We start from the raw sequence: 17058 nt of genomic DNA on the forward strand, positions 1-17058 counted from the left end.
CAAGTGCTGAGCATACGGGCGTGCAGCGGTCAAACAGCAGATACAGAGCATCCGGGTGTCTGGTAGTCGGGAGAATCGATATGAACAATCTATCTTGCGCCGGTGTTGGAGCAAAGTTATAATAAAACAAATTTATTTACCTGGAGAATATATCGACAGAATATTTTACAACCTCAGGAGGAATATATCATGGATTATAAGATTGATGGTCATACGACGCTGCTTGCTCTGATCGGCTCTCCGGTCGGCCATTCCGGTTCACCTGCCATGTACAACTACAGTTTTCAAAGACTTGGACTGAACTATGTCTATACAGCCTTTGACGTGAAGGAGGAGGATGTGCCGCAGGCGATCGATGCCATGCGGCTCTTCCACATGCGCGGCATGAACGTAACCATGCCGGACAAGATTGCGGCGGCAAAGTGCATGGATGAGCTTTCGCCGGCTGCCCGTATTATCGGAGCAGTGAACACAATTGTCAACGAGGACGGAAAACTGATCGGTCATATGACCGATGGCGTCGGATTCGTTGATAATCTCCGGGATCATGGCGTTGAGGTAAAGGGAAAAAAGGTGACCATAGCCGGAGGAGGCGGAGCTGCTACCGCGATCCAGGTGCAGCTGGCACTCGATGGCGCGAAGAAGATTTCTATATTTAACATCAAGGATAACTTCTTCCAGAGAACGGTGGATATGGCCGCCAGAATCAGGGCGGAGGTTCCGACCTGTGAAATCAACGTCTATGATCTTGCGGACGTGGCGAAGATGACACAAGAGATTCAGGACAGCGATATCATGGTTAACGCGACGATTGTCGGGATGAAGCCGCTCGATGACCAGAGTGTCGTCAAGGATCTTTCTGCCTTCCATGAAGGGCTTGTAGTTGCCGACACCGTTTATAATCCGGAGGAGACAAAACTCCTGCGGGAGGCGAGAGAACACGGTCTTCAGACCATAAACGGGAAGGGCATGCTGCTCTGGCAGGGCGTGGCGGCATTCAAGCTGTATACGGGAGAAGATATGCCGGTAGAGGAAGTGAAGGAACGGTATTTTTCTGACTAAGGTCCCCGAGATATTGAAGAGGACCGCGCGCGAACTACATGACCGCGCACGAACACGTAAGTGCGTATGAATCACATGACCGCGCACGAACCCATAAGTGCGCATGAATCACATGACCACGCACGAACACGTAACTGCGCAGGAATCACACGAATAAGACAGATAGAGGACTCGGATATGAAACAATTATTTGATTACAACATTTTCCTGATCGGTTTTATGGGCGCCGGGAAGTCAACCGTCGCGAAATATCTTCATCAGGCCTACGGGATGAAGGTGATCGAGATTGACCGTATGATTGCGGAACAGGAGGGCATGAGCATCCCGGAAATCTTTCAGACGCATGGAGAAGAGTATTTCCGGAAGCTTGAGACCTCTCTGCTGGTCGGGATGAAGAATCAGAGCAATACAGTTGTGTCCTGTGGAGGAGGCGTTCCGATGCGGGAGGAAAATGTATCTGCCATGAAGAAAAACGGGAGGGTTGTGCTTCTTGATGCGAAACCGGAGACAATCCTCGAGCGTGTGAAGGACAGCCATGACCGTCCGCTGCTTGAGAACCATAAAGATGTAGAATACATCGCTGAGCTGATGGAGAAGCGCCGGCCGAAGTATGAGGCGGCGGCGGATATCCGCATCGCGACGGACGGACGGAGCGCATCCGAGATCTGCGAGGCTATGATTCGCCAATTGGAGAAAGAGGTCAGGTGAGAGTCAGGTATCCACAACCTGAAGGCAGTGGGCTTCCGCCTGCGGCAAAGGAAAGGATTTCATTTATGAAGGACAATCAGATCTGGAAAATATACGGAACAGCGTATAAGGAGATGACGGTCCGGCTTCTGAAAAGTACGGATCTCGCGGGACGGATCCGTGACCGGAAACGCAGGATCTGCATCAAGCCGAACCTGGTATGCCCCTCTCCCGCGGATTTCGGAGCGACAACGCATCCGGAAATCGTGGCGGGAATCATCGAGTACCTGCAGGAAAACGGATTTGAAAACCTGATGATTGCGGAGGGATCCTGGGTGGGTGACCGCACTTCAGAGGCATATGAATACTGCGGTTACCGATCGCTATCGGAGGTGTATGGTGTGCCCTTTATTGATACGCAGAAACTGAAATCACATGTCATTGACTGCTGCGGTATGCAGCTCCATGTCACGGATGTCGTGGATGCGTATGATTTTCTGATCAATGTTCCGGTCCTGAAGGGGCATTGTCAGACGAAGATGACGTGTGCGCTGAAGAATCTGAAAGGCCTTCTCCCGAATTCGGAGAAGCGGCGCTTTCATAAAATGGGACTTCATGACCCGATCGCTCATCTGTCCGGAGGCATTCACCAGGATTTTATTGTGATTGATCATATCTGCGGCGACCCTGATTTTGAGGAGGGTGGGAATCCGCTTGTGAAGAACTGCATCATGGCATCCGCGGATCCTGTGCTGACCGATTGCTATGCCTGCTATCTGCTCGGCTTGCGTCCGGAGGAGGTCCCCTATGTGATCGAAGCCGGACGGCTGGGAATCGGCAGCACGGATCTTGCCCATGCGCAGATCGTGACAATCCAGGGTGCAGACGGCGCCTTCAGGATCAGTCGGCCGGAAGAAGACGGAGAGGAAGAGGCAAGAACGGAGCAGAACCGGGTTCTTGAGGTCGCCTATGCTGTGGATGAGGTGGATTCCTGCAGCGCCTGCTATGGGAGCCTGGTGCCGGCGCTGATTCGTCTGAAGGAGGAAGGTCTACTGGATCAGTTGAAGGATAAGATTGCCATAGGTCAGGGTCAGCAGGGAAAAAAAGGAAAACTTGGAATCGGAAAGTGCACCAGGGGCTTCGATTATTGTGTAATGGGATGCCCTCCCGATGAGGAAAAAATCTACCGGGAACTGAAACAATATATCGAATGTCAATGATGCGTTTCCATACAATAAAAAACGCCAACGGCGCGTTGCAATACAATAAAACGGCAATGGTGCGTTAAAAAACAATAAAAGTACTTTAAGGTTCTATGATAAAAGGTATTTTTTTCAGCGCTTCACTGTGGTAAAATGATGCAAGGTTAATACACGGGTGAGGCTGTGCTTCTGCCAGCTCCGTAAAATGAGGAGGAACATTGTATGGCTTTTTTGAATTTTCTGAAGAGGGCTGCGAAGAAGTATAACGATACCAGCCTGATTCTGCGGATTTTGTGCGGAATCATCATTGGTATTGCTCTCGCTTTTCTGCTTCCCGGCTGGAACTGGCTTGAGATTCTGGGAAATCTCTTCGTCGGCGCACTGAAAGCGATAGCCCCGGTTCTGGTTTTTGTTCTGGTCAGCGGAGCTCTTGCGCAGGGATCCGGCAAGCTGGACAAAAGGTTCGGCAACGTACTGTTTCTGTATATGCTGACAACCTTCCTGGCTGCCTTTGTGGCAGTAGCCGCCAGTTTCGCCTTTCCGCAGACTCTGGTACTGACCGGTGTGGAAGCGGCACAGGCTGATACCGTTCCGCAGGGAATTGGAGAGGTCATGAAAAACCTGCTGATGAATGTCGTATCGAATCCGGTCGACGCACTGGTAAATGCGAATTATATCGGCGTTCTGTTCTGGGCTGCTCTGTTTGGAGCTGCGATGAAGCAATTTGCTTCTGATACCTCCAAAAAATTCATGTCAAATGTATCCGAGGCAGTGTCGCAGGTGGTGCGCTGGATCATCAACTTCGCTCCGTTCGGAATTATGGGTCTGGTGTTCACCACGGTGCATGAGAACGGCCTTTCCATCTTCACGACGTACGGAAAACTGCTGCTGTTGCTTGTAGGATGTATGGCATTCGAATCTCTGCTTGTCAATGGAATTGTTGCCTGGATTCATCTGCACAGAAATCCGTATCCGCTGATCTGGAAGTGTATCAGGGAGAGTGGCATTACTGCGTTCTTCACCAGGAGCTCCGCGGCAAATATTCCGATCAATATGTCGCTTTGCAAACGTCTCGGTCTGGATGAGGATATGTATTCGGTGTCCATACCGCTTGGGGCGACCATCAATATGGACGGTGCGGCGATCACCATATCTGTGATGACACTTGCCTGCGCACATACGATGGGGATAGCTGTTGACATACCGACCGCTTTGATTCTCAGTGTACTCTCCACCTTTGCGGCCTGCGGTGCCTCCGGCGTAGCCGGCGGGTCTCTGCTGCTGATACCGATGGCCTGCTCACTGTTTGGAATTTCCAATGATATTGCCATGCAGGTGGTTGCTGTAGGATTCATCATCGGAGTCGTACAGGATTCGGTTGAGACAATGCTGAATTCGTCCGGAGATGTTGTGTTTGCCGCCATTGCGGAATACAGAGTGTGGCTAAAAGAGGGCAGAAGACTTCCGGGATTCATGTACACAGAGAAGGAACGGAAGAAAATGGGAATCTCCAGGGATTTCCAGGGCGACACCAAGGAAGCCATGAGGGAGCAGACGATCTCGGAAAATGCCGAGGGAGAATATAAATAACAGACAAGTCTGAGGGGGATGAAAATGGACAAGAAACCTTCAAAAACCAGGAAAATGATCTGGTGTATGATTATTGCGGCAATGATTGTTCTGCTGGTTGTCGCCGCAGTTACGACAACCGCGGATTCCGTAAAGGAGACGGCGTGGGCTCTGCTCCCGCCGGTCATCGCGATTGTTCTGGCACTGATCACAAAGGAAGTGTACAGCTCCCTGTTTTTCGGAATCCTTGCGGGCGGCCTGCTCTTTTCCGGGTTCTCTTTTCAGGGCACACTGAATCATGTGTTTCAGGACGGAATCATTACCGTTCTCGCTGATTCCTACAACGTCGGAATCCTGGTATTCCTTGTGATGCTTGGTATCCTTGTGGCGCTCATGAACCGCGCCGGAGGATCGGCAGCCTTCGGAGAATGGGCGGGAAAACACATCCGGACGAGAGTAGGAGCACAGCTGGCTACGATTCTCCTGGGTTGTCTGATCTTTATTGATGACTACTTCAACTGTCTGACGGTGGGATCGGTTATGAGGCCGGTCACAGATAAGCATCACGTATCCAGAGCGAAGCTGGCCTATCTGATCGATGCGACTGCCGCTCCGGTCTGCATCATCGCTCCGATTTCATCCTGGGCAGCAGCGGTTTCCGGCTTCGTGGAGGGAAAGAACGGCATTTCTCTGTTTGTACAGACGATTCCGTACAATTTTTATGCGCTGCTGACGATTGCCATGATGATTACGCTTACCGTAACTAAAACGGACTATGGTCTGATGGCCATACACGAGAAGAATGCGATTGAGAACAATGATCTGTACACAACGCCGGATCGTCCGTACGCGGATTCGGAAAGTCAGAAGATCAGCTCTCGCGGAACCGTGTTTGACCTGATCATCCCGGTTGTCGCACTGGTGATCTGCTGTGTTATCGGCATGATCTACACCGGCGGTTTTTTCAGCGGCAAGAATTTTATTGATGCCTTTGCGGGCAGTGACGCATCGGTAGGCCTGGTGCTCGGCTCCTTTGTCGGACTGGTGATTACACTGATTCTCTATCTTGTAAGAAGAGTCCTGTCCTTTAAGGAGTGCATGGATTGCATACCGGAGGGCTTCAAGGCGATGATCTCTCCGATCCTGATTCTTACCTTTGCATGGAGTCTGAAGGCGATGACAGACAGCCTTGGCGCGAAGGAATTTGTCGCTGCCATCGTGAAGAATTCCGCGGAAGGCTTCATGAACTGGCTGCCGTGTATCATTTTCCTGATTGCGGTGTTCCTGTCCTTTGCAACCGGAACCTCCTGGGGAACCTTTGGTATTCTGATTCCGATTGTGGTAAATGTATTTGAGGGATCGGATTACAGAATGATGATCATTGCGATGTCCGCCTGCATGGCAGGAGCTGTGTGCGGCGATCATTGCTCGCCGATTTCGGACACGACGATCATGTCCTCGGCAGGAGCGCAGTCAAACCATCTGAATCATGTGATGACACAGCTGCCATATGCTATGACATGCGCGGCGATTTCATTTGTGACATATATTATTGCCGGATTTACAAAATCGGCATGGATCTCGCTTCCGTGTGGAATTGTAATTCTGATTGCTGTGATCCTTTTTCTGAAACAGCAGGAGAAGAAGAGGGGATTTGTAGAAAGGTGACCGAAGGGTACATAACTCTGTGAATAGCAGAAAGTTAGGGGCTGCCGCACGAAGTGATCCGTGCGGCAGCCCCTTTAACATAGGTGTAGCCTGATGGGCCCGTGCAGATACTTTTCCTGCGAAACGGTGAGCCGGCAGATGATTTTTTGACATAGCAAATGTCCGCGTAAAGGTATATTGCACCTTAGTCAGAGCATACGAAATCAGGCAGATATGCGTTATTTTCTGCTCATTTCGTGAAAAAGCTTCTGCTTCATCTCGTACAGGCTGTCCGAGAGGTCTACATAGACCTCCTGCGGATTCGTGAGCCGCTTTGTCTCGTCCCAGAGCGTGTTTTTCTCATCTGTACAGATCTTTTGTATCTCCATTGTGGAGGGAGAAACGTAGCTGCAAAGCCCGTTTCGGAAGATCGGAATCAGCAGTTCGCGGATCCGGTAGGTTCCGCCTTTGAGCGTTGTCTTCTTCCACGTTGCGTTCGGGTCGAAGATCGTGATGTCCTTTTCGGGATCAAACTTCTCATCGGCGAGGGCGATGAGATCCGCGCGGATTTTTCCGGTTTGCTTGTCATAGAACCGGAAGATGGTCTTGTTGCCCGGATTCGTGATCTTCTCGACATTCTCGGAGAGCTTGATCTTTGGTACAAAATCTTTGTCATTTCTGTTCTTGATGGCAGCCATTTTGTATACGCCGCCGAAAGCAGACCAGCCGTTGGAAGTGATGAGGTTGGTGCCGACACCCCAGGAATTGATCCGGGCACCCTGCTGCTTAAGAGACGTGATCAGATATTCATCAAGGTCGCTGGACGCGGAGATAATCGCGTCTCCGAAGCCGGCCTTGTCAAGCATTTCATATGCCTTCTTGGAGAGGTATGCGAGGTCTCCGGAATCGATCCGGATGCCGTATCCCTTCATCGGAATACCTGCGTCGCGCATCTCCCGGAATACCTGGATTGCGTTTGGTACGCCGGATTTCAGTACGTCATAGGTATCAACCAGAAGGATGCAGGCAGAAGGATACAGTCTGGCATAAGTACGGAAAGCGGTCAGCTCATCCGGGAAACTCATAATCCAGCTGTGGGCATGCGTTCCCTTCACCGGCACGTCGAAGAGTTCACCGGTCAGGACATTTGAGGTGCCGATACATCCGCCGATCACAGCGGCGCGGGCGCCCCAGATGCCGGCGTCCGGACCCTGGGCGCGTCTGAGACCAAATTCCATGATTCCGTCGCCCTTTGCGGCGTCAACGACCCGGGACGCCTTTGTGGCGATCAGAGACTGATGGTTGATAATGTTCAGAAGTGCAGGTTCAATAAACTGGGCCTCCATCAATGGCGCAACGACCTTGACGAGCGGCTCTCGCGGGAAGACAACCGTTCCCTCCGGAATTGCGTAGATATCCCCGGTAAAATGGAAGCCTCTCAGATACTCCAGAAAATCGTCATCGAACAGACCGAGACCTCTCAGGTATTCGATATCCTCCGGAGAAAAATGAAGATTGCGTATGTAGTCGATTACCTGCTCCAGGCCGCAGGCTATGGCATAGCCTCCGTTGCATGGATTGTTGCGGTAAAAAGCATCAAAGACGACGATCTGATCGGTTGGATTCTTGAAATAACCTTGCATCATGGTCAGTTCATAGAGATCAGTCATCATCGTCAAATTTCGATTATCTGCCATTATTCAAACCTCCGCTTATTCTGTTGATGTAATGACCAGAATCTGACGAAGTCCGGTTTTATATATATATCTAAAAACAAAGATGTTCTGTCAGATGTAAGTTGCAAAAAGTATAACACTCCGGAAAGCAAAATACAACCGGCGAAAGCGGCGCCAGTGCTGAATTCCGGTTATGCTGCGGCGCGCATTCTGGCATAAAAATTGCACATCACAGCCGGCACGGGCCACATGCGCTTCCGGAGCGCGGCAACCGGGTGTTCCACAGGAAAAGACAGAATTATAATGACAGATTGACACGGTATGCTCTGACAGAGTAGAATCGAAGCACCGCTAACATGCATATGCGCGGGCAGAGGGGGCAGGATGATGGAATTTCTGATCCGGAAATTTGTAAAGAATTATCAGAACACAGATGACACCAGGGTGCGTACGGCTTACGGGACCCTCGCGGGTATTACGGGAATTATCTGCAATTTTTTTCTGTTTGCGGTAAAGCTGAGCGTCGGACTCTTCATGATGTCGATGGCGGTTATCGCAGACGCTTTCAATAACCTGTCGGATGCGGTTTCCTCCGTGATCAGTCTTGTCGCGATGCGGATGGCGGGAAAACCCTCCGACAAGGATCACCCGTTCGGACACGGAAGAATGGAGTACATCGCCGCACTGCTCATATCAATTTTGATTGTAGCGGTTGGTATGGAATTTCTGAAAAGCTCCGTTGAAAAAATCAAGAATCCTGAGGCACTGAACTTTTCCGCAGCGGCAATTGTATTCCTTGTGATATCTGTGGCTGTGAAGCTGTGGATGTACTTTTTTAACCGTAAAATCGGCCGGAGAATCGGATCGGAGGTAATGAACGCGACGGCGATGGATTCTCTGTTCGACGCGATCACCACGACACTGACATTGGTGTCCATCGGCGTGTATTTTCTCTTCGATATCAACATCGACGGTATTGCGGGACTCATTGTATCCTTTGTAGTCATCTACGCGGGCGTCGGGATCGTACGGGATACTGTGAAACCTCTTCTCGGAGAAGCCATGGATCCGGAGCTCGCAGATAAGATCGGGAAAATAGTCGAAAGTGTGGACGGAGTGGCGGGCGCGCACGATCTGATCATACACAGCTACGGACCAAACCGCTATATTGCGACCATACATGTGGAAGTGTCTGTGAAGCACACCCTGGAGGAGGGACACAATATCGCGGACCAGGCCGAGAAGAAGGTGCTGGATCAGCTCGGGGTTGTGCTCGTCGTCCATGTCGACCCGGTGGAACTCAGTGACAGTAGAGTGTTGAAGATCCGGAATGAGGTGACCCGGGTTCTGAACATCCTGGATGAAGAGCTCAAATTTCACGATTTCAGGGTGAATTTTGAGGGCGAAAAAGCCATGATTTCCTTTGATCTGGTTGTACCTTACTCGTATTCCCAGGAACAGGAGCACAAGGTTGCAAGACAGGTCGTCAGTCTCATGAAGGAGATCAATCCGGATTATGAATGCACGATTGTGATTGACAGAGGCATTCTGGAAGAGGTCGCACAGCCGTGACTTGAGAGAACATGGCGATCCGGGCACTGTCATCGGTGCTGTTGCTGATGGAAAATAATTACCAAAATCGGTTGTAAATGATTGCCGGGGTTTGTCTCAAGGCTGCTTTCGTGAACAGTCGGGATATGGTTGAAAAAACCGTCGAAAAAAACAGGAAATTTTTAAAAAAGTCCTTGCCTTTGCCTTTAGAATATGTTAATATTTCATGCGTGCCGTAAAGCACGCATAACATAAGGCCCGGTGGTCAAGAGGTTAAGACATCGCCCTTTCACGGCGGTAACACGAGTTCAATTCTCGTCCGGGTCACTTCTTATGAATCGGGTAAGACTTATGCCGATGTGGCTCAATTGGCAGAGCAGCTGATTTGTAATCAGCAGGTTATCGGTTCGAGTCCGATCATCGGCTCTATGGACCTTTAGCTCAGTTGGTTAGAGCAGTCGGCTCATAACCGATCGGTCCCGGGTTCGAGTCCCTGAAGGTCCATTTTAAACACAGCCTTGTGTTCACTGCTTACCTGATTATAAGAAAATAGTTTGTGGCCCGGTGGCTCAGCTGGTTAGAGCGCCGCCCTGTCACGGCGGAGGTCGTCGGTTCGATCCCGATCCGGGTCGCTTCATTCTGAACTGCTTCACGGCAGATTCGGAGTTCATATGTGTATGGGATCTTAGCTCAGCTGGGAGAGCATCTGCCTTACAAGCAGAGGGTCACAGGTTCGAGCCCTGTAGGTCCCATATTTTTTTGTACGCACGGGCTTCGGCCTGTGCTTTTTTTACGTGAACAGTGAGCCGCAGCTGAATGCGAAGTATTCGTGTGCGGCGAGCGTCGCGATAGCGAGATAAAACTCGCGCAGCGTGTTTTATCTCGTTGTCTATAAGTCCAACCGCAATGCTCGTGTATCAGTCGAACCGCAATGTTCGTGTATCAGTCCAGCCGCAATGTCCCTGGTCCGCAGGGAGCTGGTTCACAAGAGGGCAAGAACATTCGCAGCACGGAAGCTGCGAAGGGTAACAGGACTGTAAAATCCTTGCTGAACGTAGTTTGGTGAACAGCAACAAGTGACGCAGGGACTTAGATAGTATGTGGCGCTTTCGTCTTGTGCGCGGACGGTCAGAAATGATATGATAGCGATATCGATAAGATCTTCAGGCAGAAAGCCGCTTCCCGGGTATGTTTTCAGAACGGCGGAGCGGGCATGGGTATTTAGTGGGATGAGCGGAAAGAAGAAAAGATCATGGATAAACGAATACGAGACAGCGTTCGGTGAGAAAATTTCAGCACCTGGGAAGCCGGACGAACATCACGGTGAACAGAAAGAACGGGGCCGGAGTGCGATGGGACGGCTCGGGGACCTTGCGGAAAATGTTATCGGCGCGGAGATCGAGAAGCGGTTTGAATCTCCGGTGCTCGAAGGGGAACCGGAGACGGATGTCTGGTACCGGATCCCGATACCCCGTGGAAAATCCGGAGATGGCTCCGAGTACCATATCTATATCAAGAAGGGCAGGGTCAACTGTACCTGCGTCTTTCTGTCGGGCGGAGGAGTCGCGTGGAATGAATATACTGCGGCGCGTCCCGTTACGGGCGGGAAAGTGGCAGCCGGGCTTCCAAATTACTACTGGAACAATCTGCGGCCATTCACACAGATCATGAACATCAATACGGGAATCACGGAAATCGGTAACCAGCACAATCCCTTCAACGACTGGAATTTCATTGTCATCACATACGCGACCGGCGATTTTCACGTCGGGAAAAACGATTTTCATTATATCGCAGAGGACGGAACAGAGCAGATCCTCCATTTCCATGGATACGAGAACTTCACGGAAGGCATGAAAGCGGGGACCGCTTTTTTTCCAAGGCCGGACAAGCTTCTGATTGCAGGGGACAGCGCAGGCGCCTTTGCGGTTCCCGCCGTCACAACACCGATCCTCGAGGATTTTTACCCGGAATGCAAAGATGTGACAGTATTTTCGGACAGCGGCCAGCTGAATTATAAAAAATGGAGGCAGACAGCAAAGGAGGTTTGGAAGACGGATCCGGTGTACTGGGAGCCGCTTGGCTCCGGCAATATCACGGTGGACTGGTACCGGCAGCTGTATCGGATCTGGGGCGACCGGATCCGTTACCTGTATGCCGGGTCGCCGAGAGATTATCTGCTCAGCTCCTACCTGAATGACGTGCTGACTCATCAGTACGGAACCAATGCGGAAGTACAGGAGGAGTATTACCGCGAGATGCAGCGGATGATCCGCTCGCTTAAGGAGATTACACCGAAATTCGGGATGTTTATATACAATTTCCGGAATCTGAGATGGTTCCTCGGGGGTACCGTTCACACTACGGTCCGGCACAAGAGGTTCTATTTTCTGACGAAATCGGGGAAGACCATGGCAAAATGGCTCGGGGACGCGGTGAACGGTATGGTTTACGACTGCAATATGGATCTGATGAGCGGCGAAGATACAGGGTCAGACTTTATGGAGGAACTGTGAGGGGCGGATGAACCCGAAGGACAAGATTGGATGAACCCGACGTACAGAAGCTGTTTCAAGTGGAACAGAAGAGTACGCAGCCAGTGACAGGTTTTTTTCAGAACCCGGGACATTCGAGTGATCTCAGAGGAAACAGGAAGGAAATGTAATGGCAGACATGATTCAGAAGTTCGGCAATCTTGTGGACGCACAGATTCCCGATCATCCCAATGCGGCAAGGAGGCTGCTCCTTGCCGCATATTATGCGAAAAGAGTTCAACTGAAGAAGTTTCCGCCGAAAGAACTCAGCCCGGCAAGAAACGACATGGCGGTTACATCGATGAATGCGGTGATTCATCCTCTGGTACATCCGGAAAAAACAGGGCTGGTCAGTATTTTTACCCCCTGCGAACTTCTGCAGACCTACGGAATCTATCCTATGGTTGCAGAGGCGATGTCCTGTTATATTACAGGCGCGGACGCGGAACGAGGATTTATTGACTATGCAGGTGAGGAGGGCGTGCCGGAGACATTCTGCTCCTATCACAAGATTCTGCTGGGAGGTATTCTGTCGGAGGTAATCCGAAGGCCGCGGTTCATCGTCAACACCTCTCTCGCCTGCGATGCCAACAATCTGACATTCCGCATGGCAGCGGAGCATTACCATGTGCCGCATTTCTACATTGATGTGCCATATGAGTGCTCGGAGGAGTCTGTCCGGTACACGGCGGACCAGCTGCGTGAATTCGCGAAGTTTCTCGAGGAGGATCAGAAGAAGCCTCTTGACATGGAAGAACTGAAACGAAGAGTCGCGGCAGGAGGAAGGACCATGAAGAAGCTTGCCGCCTGTCAGACGCTGAAACATGACCGCTATCTGTCGAATGACATCACGGATGAGCTGTATGAGGTATTCGGAAATCATGTTCTGCTCGGGATGCCGGAGGTCGAGCGGTTTGCGGATTCGCTTCTTCGGGATCTGAAGAAGGCGGAGCCGTCAAGGGGAATCCGCATTCTGTGGATGCATACCATTCCCTTTTATCAGAAGCCGCTCCGCGAAATGCTGAATTTCAGCGACCGGTGTCAGGTCGTGGCATGTGATATGAACTACGACGAGTATTGCGAGGTGGATCCGGAGAAACCGTTTGAAAGTATGGCGAAACGGCTGGTTTATGATTCGTTTAACGGACCATCGGACCGGAGAATCCGAAGAAGTCTCGGTATGTGCCGGAAGCTGGACGCGGACGGCGTCGTGTATTTCTGTCACTGGGGCTGCAAGCAGACGCAGGCAGCAGCGCAGAATGCCAGGGCAATTCTGGAGGAAAACGGGTATCCGACCCTGATTCTGGACGGTGACGGATGCGATTCCGGTAATTCGAGCAACGGACAGATTGCGACGCGGATGCAGGCATTTATAGAGATGCTGGAAGCCAGAAAAGCTGGAAGGACAGATGGAAGATAGGGCAGAAATTCGGATGACAGGACAGTCGGATGAAAGATAAGGCAGAAATTCAGATAACAGGACGGTCAGATGATATATTACATGTGTAAATACACCCCGCTTGAGATTTTCGCGGGGTTTGGCGAGCAGACGCAGAGACTTGCCCCGATGGGGGATTCTTTTGAAGCTGCCGAGAGCCTCGGCCACCCGAATATGTGCGGCTACGGAAAAGGAATCCTGGAGGCCGCTCAGAATCCGGAGGTTCAGGAGCTTGTGCTGGTCAGCTGCTGCGACGTGGTGAAGAGAATCTATGACATTTTAAAGCGGCAGGGAAAACAGAGGTTTTTATATCTTCTCGATCTTCCGCACAAGACCGGTGCGGCGGAAGAAAGATATATGGAAGGGCAGATCCGCGGCCTGATATCCGCATACGCGGCGTACAGCGGAAGGCAATTTGACGCAGCGGCAGTGCTTTCGCAGTGGCCCTCTGCTGCCGGATGCGGCATGTGCGGGACGGTAAAGACAGAGTCTCAGAGAAAGAACAGTCAGGAGCATGTCGAATCTGAACAGGCATACATCAGCCTGCAGGGAGCGCACAGCCGGGAGGAGTTCCCCGAGATGATCCGAAGAGTAACGGGGATTTCCGTTCGTGACGACACCTGCACCGGAAACCGGAATGTAGAGCTTCCTGAGGAAATTTTCGCGGCCTGCCGAAGGGAAAAACAGAACGGGACAGAGTCGGAGACCGGCGTGGAGAATATCCTGATCCGCGCGTACGCACATGCGCTTCTCCATCAGATGCCCTGCATGAGGATGGCAGATGTGAAATCGCGAGGGGAACTCGGCAGAAATTCGCTTGGCATTGTGTATCACACCATGAAGTTCTGTGATTATTACGGCTTTGAATATGCCGCACTTAAGAAGAATTCGGAGAAACCGATCCTGAAGATCGAGACTGACGGAACCGGGCAGAACAGCGGACAGATTTCTACCAGGCTTGAAGCTTTTGCAGAGAGCCTTCATCTGAAGACAGAGAGGAAGAGTATGAGCGGTACGGGAAATTATACGGCGGGAGTGGACAGCGGCTCGTCCAGCACGGACGCCGTTATACTGGACCAGAACGGAAAGATCGCGGGGTGGGCGATTGTGAGCACCGGGGCAGGCGCTTCATCCGGAGCAAAGAAGGCACTGGACGAGGCTCTTCGGAAGGCGCATCTGAGCCGGGAGGATCTGCGCGGCATCGTCTCTACAGGATACGGAAGGGAGACTATCGGAATCGGTGACGCTTCCGTCACAGAAATCACCTGCCATGCCAGGGGCGCGCATTATCTGGATCCGGAGGTCCGCACGGTTATCGATATCGGCGGGCAGGATTCCAAGGTCATCCGGATCGACGAAAACGGAACGGTTCAAAGCTTTGTGATGAATGATAAATGTGCTGCGGGAACCGGGAGATTTCTGGAGATGATGGCAAAAACCATGGAGCTTTCCATGGAGGACATGAGCAGAATCGGATTGAAGTGGAAGAATGAAACACAGATTTCCAGTATGTGCACCGTGTTTGCCGAATCCGAGGTAGTATCGCTGATCGCCCGCAATACAGCAACCGCTGACATCATTCACGGGCTGAATGTCTCGGTGGCGAACCGGACCGCCGGCCTTGTAAAACGCGTGCACGGGGAAGGCGCGTACATGATGACGGGAGGCGTTGCGCGAAACCGGGGAATTGTAGAGGCTCTGAGCGGGCGGATCGATGAGAAAATCCGCGTATCGGAATATGCGCAGCTCTGCGGAGCCATTGGTGCCGCCCTGATTGCGGCAGAATAATTCTGCAACTATGGGAGAATATCAGATACACGCGCAGCTCTGGTGATCTGCGAGGTATTTTTTTTAAAGGTGGCAAAAAGGAACGAAACGTTTTACAATATTAACAGCAGGGATATAAGCTTAGAAGCAGCGAAGCAGCGAAGCGGCGAAGTGTTGAGGTGTTGAAGTGTCGAAGCGGCGAAGTGACGCGCGGCTTATACCGTTTGCGCCCATCCCGCGGAGCATGGCGGCTTACCATGCATTGCAATAGCGATGCAGCATAAAATGATTTAGAATTAATCGGAGGTGTTTATCCATGGATATGAGCAGGGGCTCGAAATTTAAGGACGGGATACGGATCGCGGCTGCCGCGTACCTGATCTATCTCGGTGTAAAGGTAATCAGTGATGTGATGAAGGGAGCGACCGAAGGCCGCCAGATCCTTTTTGTGATCTTCGGAATCGTGTTTATTGCTGTCGGAATCTGGATCGGACTTTGGTCGGTGAAAAGCCTGTTAAAGGAGGCGGGAAAATCAGACGGTGGATCCGGGACGGAGGAAAATGACCGCAATATAGAGAAGTCGGAATCTGTAACCGCGAAGAAAGATCCGGAGCGGATCGAAGCGGACGCAGCAATGCCGGAGCATGGTGAATCAGAGCGGGTGGAACAGAAAGACGCTGAATCAGAGCAGTCGGATAAAAATCGTACAGAATAAGGGCACGTGCGGAGCGACGGCGGGCATACTGAGGCCGGCGAGTATAAGAACAGATGTTTCGACAAATCATATGGGAGAGGAAGTCCGCGTCGGATGTGCTATGTAGTTTTCGCACAAGAAAATAATAAAATTTTTGTGAAAAAATAATGTGGCACAAGATATGGTAGACATAACGAAACGGCGTGCGTACATCTGGTGCGAAGGCACGGGAAAAGCTGTGTTTGTGCCTGTTTCAGCGGTTTTCCGTGTTTGCATTTAAAATAATTTTTGCGTATAATTGATTTATTTTGAAGGGTGAATTGCTTTTATAATATTTTAAAACAGAAGGTTGAAGTATTATGATAAATGCAATTCAGGAAAGTGCGATAGAGGAATATATTTCGTATCTGCACAATGAGAGAGAGACCTCCTATAATACAGAGATCTCTTACGAAAGAGACTTGAAGAAAGCGGCGGATTATTTCTCGGAAAACGAGATCTGTGATTTCTGTCTGGTAACGGAGGTGAATCTGCATTCGTACCTGCTCTATCTGGAGGAAAATCATAAATCAGCCGCCACCGTATCGCGAAGCATTGCTTCGCTTCGCTCCTTTTTTCAGTACCTGGTGCGCAGCCGGAGAATCCAGAAGGATCCGACGGAGAATCTGAAACCGCCGAAGGTGGAGAAGAAGGCGCCGGAGATACTGACTGTTGATGAGGTTGACCGGCTGCTTGCGCTTCCGGACCGCAGAACGGCGAAAGGAATGCGCGACAGGGCTATGCTTCAGCTTCTTTATACGACCGGGATGCGTGTGAGCGAGCTGGTTCACCTGAAGATGGGGGATGTGGACCTGGAATTCGGTTATCTCACATGCAGTGATCATGACAGAGAGAGAAGAATACCGCTGGAGCAGGGAACGAGGATTATTGTCGAGGAGTATCTGGATTCCGCCCGTATGGAGCTGCTGAAAGGAAAGGAAAGCGAGTACCTGTTCTGCAATTGCTCCGGCACGCCGATGAGCCGGCAGGGATTCTGGAAGGTTTTGAAGAGCTATGCGTCGGGGGCGGGAATTGAAAAGGATATCACACCGCATACGATGCGTCATTCCTTTGCGGCGCACCAGCTCCAGAAGGGAACGGACCTGAAAAGGGTCCAGCAGATGCTCGGACATGCCGATATTTCAACGACACAGATCTATTCCAGAATCATCGGCTAGAGTATGCCGGTTAA

Annotated in this window: 12 protein-coding genes and 5 tRNA genes; 16 read left to right on the forward strand and 1 reads right to left on the reverse strand. The window is 51.1% G+C overall.

The genetic code is table 11. From position 1 onward, the window contains the following. The first annotated feature begins 189 nt into the window (after positions 1-189). The 5 genes from aroE to ACTQ3A_RS00530 all read left to right on the forward strand — a co-directional run bounded on the left by aroE (position 190) and on the right by ACTQ3A_RS00530 (position 6188). Positions 190-1062: a shikimate dehydrogenase gene (gene aroE / locus ACTQ3A_RS00510; RefSeq protein WP_441494221.1), complete on the forward strand. Its 873-nt coding sequence runs from the start codon at positions 190-192 to the stop codon at positions 1060-1062. A 177-nt stretch (positions 1063-1239) separates the two neighbouring features. Beyond that, a complete protein-coding gene (locus ACTQ3A_RS00515; RefSeq protein ID WP_441494220.1) occupies positions 1240-1770 on the forward strand; it encodes a shikimate kinase in 531 nt (176 codons plus the stop codon). 65 nt (positions 1771-1835) lie between these two features. Beyond that, positions 1836-2969, forward strand: coding sequence for a DUF362 domain-containing protein (locus ACTQ3A_RS00520; RefSeq protein WP_441494219.1), 1134 nt, complete (start codon positions 1836-1838; stop codon positions 2967-2969). Between the two features lie 222 nt (positions 2970-3191). Further along, positions 3192-4541, forward strand: coding sequence for a serine/threonine transporter SstT (gene sstT / locus ACTQ3A_RS00525; RefSeq protein WP_441494258.1), 1350 nt, complete (start codon positions 3192-3194; stop codon positions 4539-4541). Positions 4542-4565: 24 nt separating this feature from the next. Beyond that, positions 4566-6188: a Na+/H+ antiporter NhaC family protein gene (locus ACTQ3A_RS00530; protein ID WP_441494218.1), complete on the forward strand. Its 1623-nt coding sequence runs from the start codon at positions 4566-4568 to the stop codon at positions 6186-6188. Between the two features lie 218 nt (positions 6189-6406). On the opposite strand, the gene ACTQ3A_RS00535 is transcribed toward ACTQ3A_RS00530, so the two are convergent. Next, complete coding sequence (locus ACTQ3A_RS00535) at positions 6407-7864, reverse strand: nicotinate phosphoribosyltransferase (RefSeq protein WP_441494217.1); 1458 nt, start codon at positions 7862-7864, stop codon at positions 6407-6409. Between the two features lie 363 nt (positions 7865-8227). On the opposite strand from ACTQ3A_RS00535, the gene ACTQ3A_RS00540 reads away from it, so the two are divergent. The 11 genes from ACTQ3A_RS00540 (at position 8228) to ACTQ3A_RS00590 (ending at position 17044) form a co-directional block, all read left to right on the forward strand. Then, positions 8228-9415, forward strand: a complete 1188-nt coding sequence (locus ACTQ3A_RS00540) for a cation diffusion facilitator family transporter (RefSeq protein ID WP_441494216.1) — start codon at positions 8228-8230, stop codon at positions 9413-9415. A 234-nt stretch (positions 9416-9649) separates the two neighbouring features. Continuing rightward, positions 9650-9721, forward strand: a tRNA-Glu gene (locus ACTQ3A_RS00545). A 26-nt stretch (positions 9722-9747) separates the two neighbouring features. Beyond that, positions 9748-9820 (forward strand) — tRNA-Thr (locus ACTQ3A_RS00550). A gap of 4 nt (positions 9821-9824) precedes the next feature. Further along, positions 9825-9898: transfer RNA gene (locus ACTQ3A_RS00555), tRNA-Ile, on the forward strand. 54 nt (positions 9899-9952) lie between these two features. Then, positions 9953-10026, forward strand: a tRNA-Asp gene (locus ACTQ3A_RS00560). Positions 10027-10073: 47 nt separating this feature from the next. Then, positions 10074-10146 (forward strand) — tRNA-Val (locus ACTQ3A_RS00565). A 600-nt stretch (positions 10147-10746) separates the two neighbouring features. After that, a complete protein-coding gene (locus ACTQ3A_RS00570; RefSeq protein WP_441495211.1) occupies positions 10747-11910 on the forward strand; it encodes a pectin acetylesterase-family hydrolase in 1164 nt (387 codons plus the stop codon). 148 nt (positions 11911-12058) lie between these two features. Then, positions 12059-13348, forward strand: coding sequence for a 2-hydroxyacyl-CoA dehydratase subunit D (locus ACTQ3A_RS00575; RefSeq protein WP_441100987.1), 1290 nt, complete (start codon positions 12059-12061; stop codon positions 13346-13348). 81 nt (positions 13349-13429) lie between these two features. Next, on the forward strand, positions 13430-15154 hold the full coding sequence (locus tag ACTQ3A_RS00580; RefSeq protein ID WP_441495212.1) for an acyl-CoA dehydratase activase: 1725 nt from the start codon (positions 13430-13432) through the stop codon (positions 15152-15154). A 295-nt stretch (positions 15155-15449) separates the two neighbouring features. After that, positions 15450-15848 (forward strand): hypothetical protein, encoded by a 399-nt coding sequence (locus tag ACTQ3A_RS00585; RefSeq protein WP_441100985.1) that lies wholly within the window; start codon positions 15450-15452, stop codon positions 15846-15848. Positions 15849-16186: 338 nt separating this feature from the next. Continuing rightward, positions 16187-17044 (forward strand): tyrosine recombinase, encoded by an 858-nt coding sequence (locus ACTQ3A_RS00590; protein WP_441100984.1) that lies wholly within the window; start codon positions 16187-16189, stop codon positions 17042-17044. Positions 17045-17058 lie beyond the last annotated feature (14 nt).

It is taken from the genome of Bilifractor sp. LCP21S3_F8 (assembly GCF_052117805.1).
GTDB lineage: Bacteria > Bacillota > Clostridia > Lachnospirales > Lachnospiraceae > Bilifractor.

Coding starts and splice junctions, on each gene's coding strand:
- aroE (WP_441494221.1), top strand. CDS start 190: ATGGATTATAAGATTGATGGTCATACGACGCTGCTTGCTCTGATCGGC.
- ACTQ3A_RS00515 (WP_441494220.1), top strand. CDS start 1,240: ATGAAACAATTATTTGATTACAACATTTTCCTGATCGGTTTTATGGGC.
- ACTQ3A_RS00520 (WP_441494219.1), top strand. CDS start 1,836: ATGAAGGACAATCAGATCTGGAAAATATACGGAACAGCGTATAAGGAG.
- ACTQ3A_RS00530 (WP_441494218.1), top strand. CDS start 4,566: ATGGACAAGAAACCTTCAAAAACCAGGAAAATGATCTGGTGTATGATT.
- ACTQ3A_RS00535 (WP_441494217.1), bottom strand. CDS start 7,864: ATGGCAGATAATCGAAATTTGACGATGATGACTGATCTCTATGAACTG.
- ACTQ3A_RS00540 (WP_441494216.1), top strand. CDS start 8,228: ATGATGGAATTTCTGATCCGGAAATTTGTAAAGAATTATCAGAACACA.
- ACTQ3A_RS00570 (WP_441495211.1), top strand. CDS start 10,747: ATGGGACGGCTCGGGGACCTTGCGGAAAATGTTATCGGCGCGGAGATC.
- ACTQ3A_RS00575 (WP_441100987.1), top strand. CDS start 12,059: ATGGCAGACATGATTCAGAAGTTCGGCAATCTTGTGGACGCACAGATT.
- ACTQ3A_RS00580 (WP_441495212.1), top strand. CDS start 13,430: ATGTGTAAATACACCCCGCTTGAGATTTTCGCGGGGTTTGGCGAGCAG.
- ACTQ3A_RS00585 (WP_441100985.1), top strand. CDS start 15,450: ATGGATATGAGCAGGGGCTCGAAATTTAAGGACGGGATACGGATCGCG.
- ACTQ3A_RS00590 (WP_441100984.1), top strand. CDS start 16,187: ATGATAAATGCAATTCAGGAAAGTGCGATAGAGGAATATATTTCGTAT.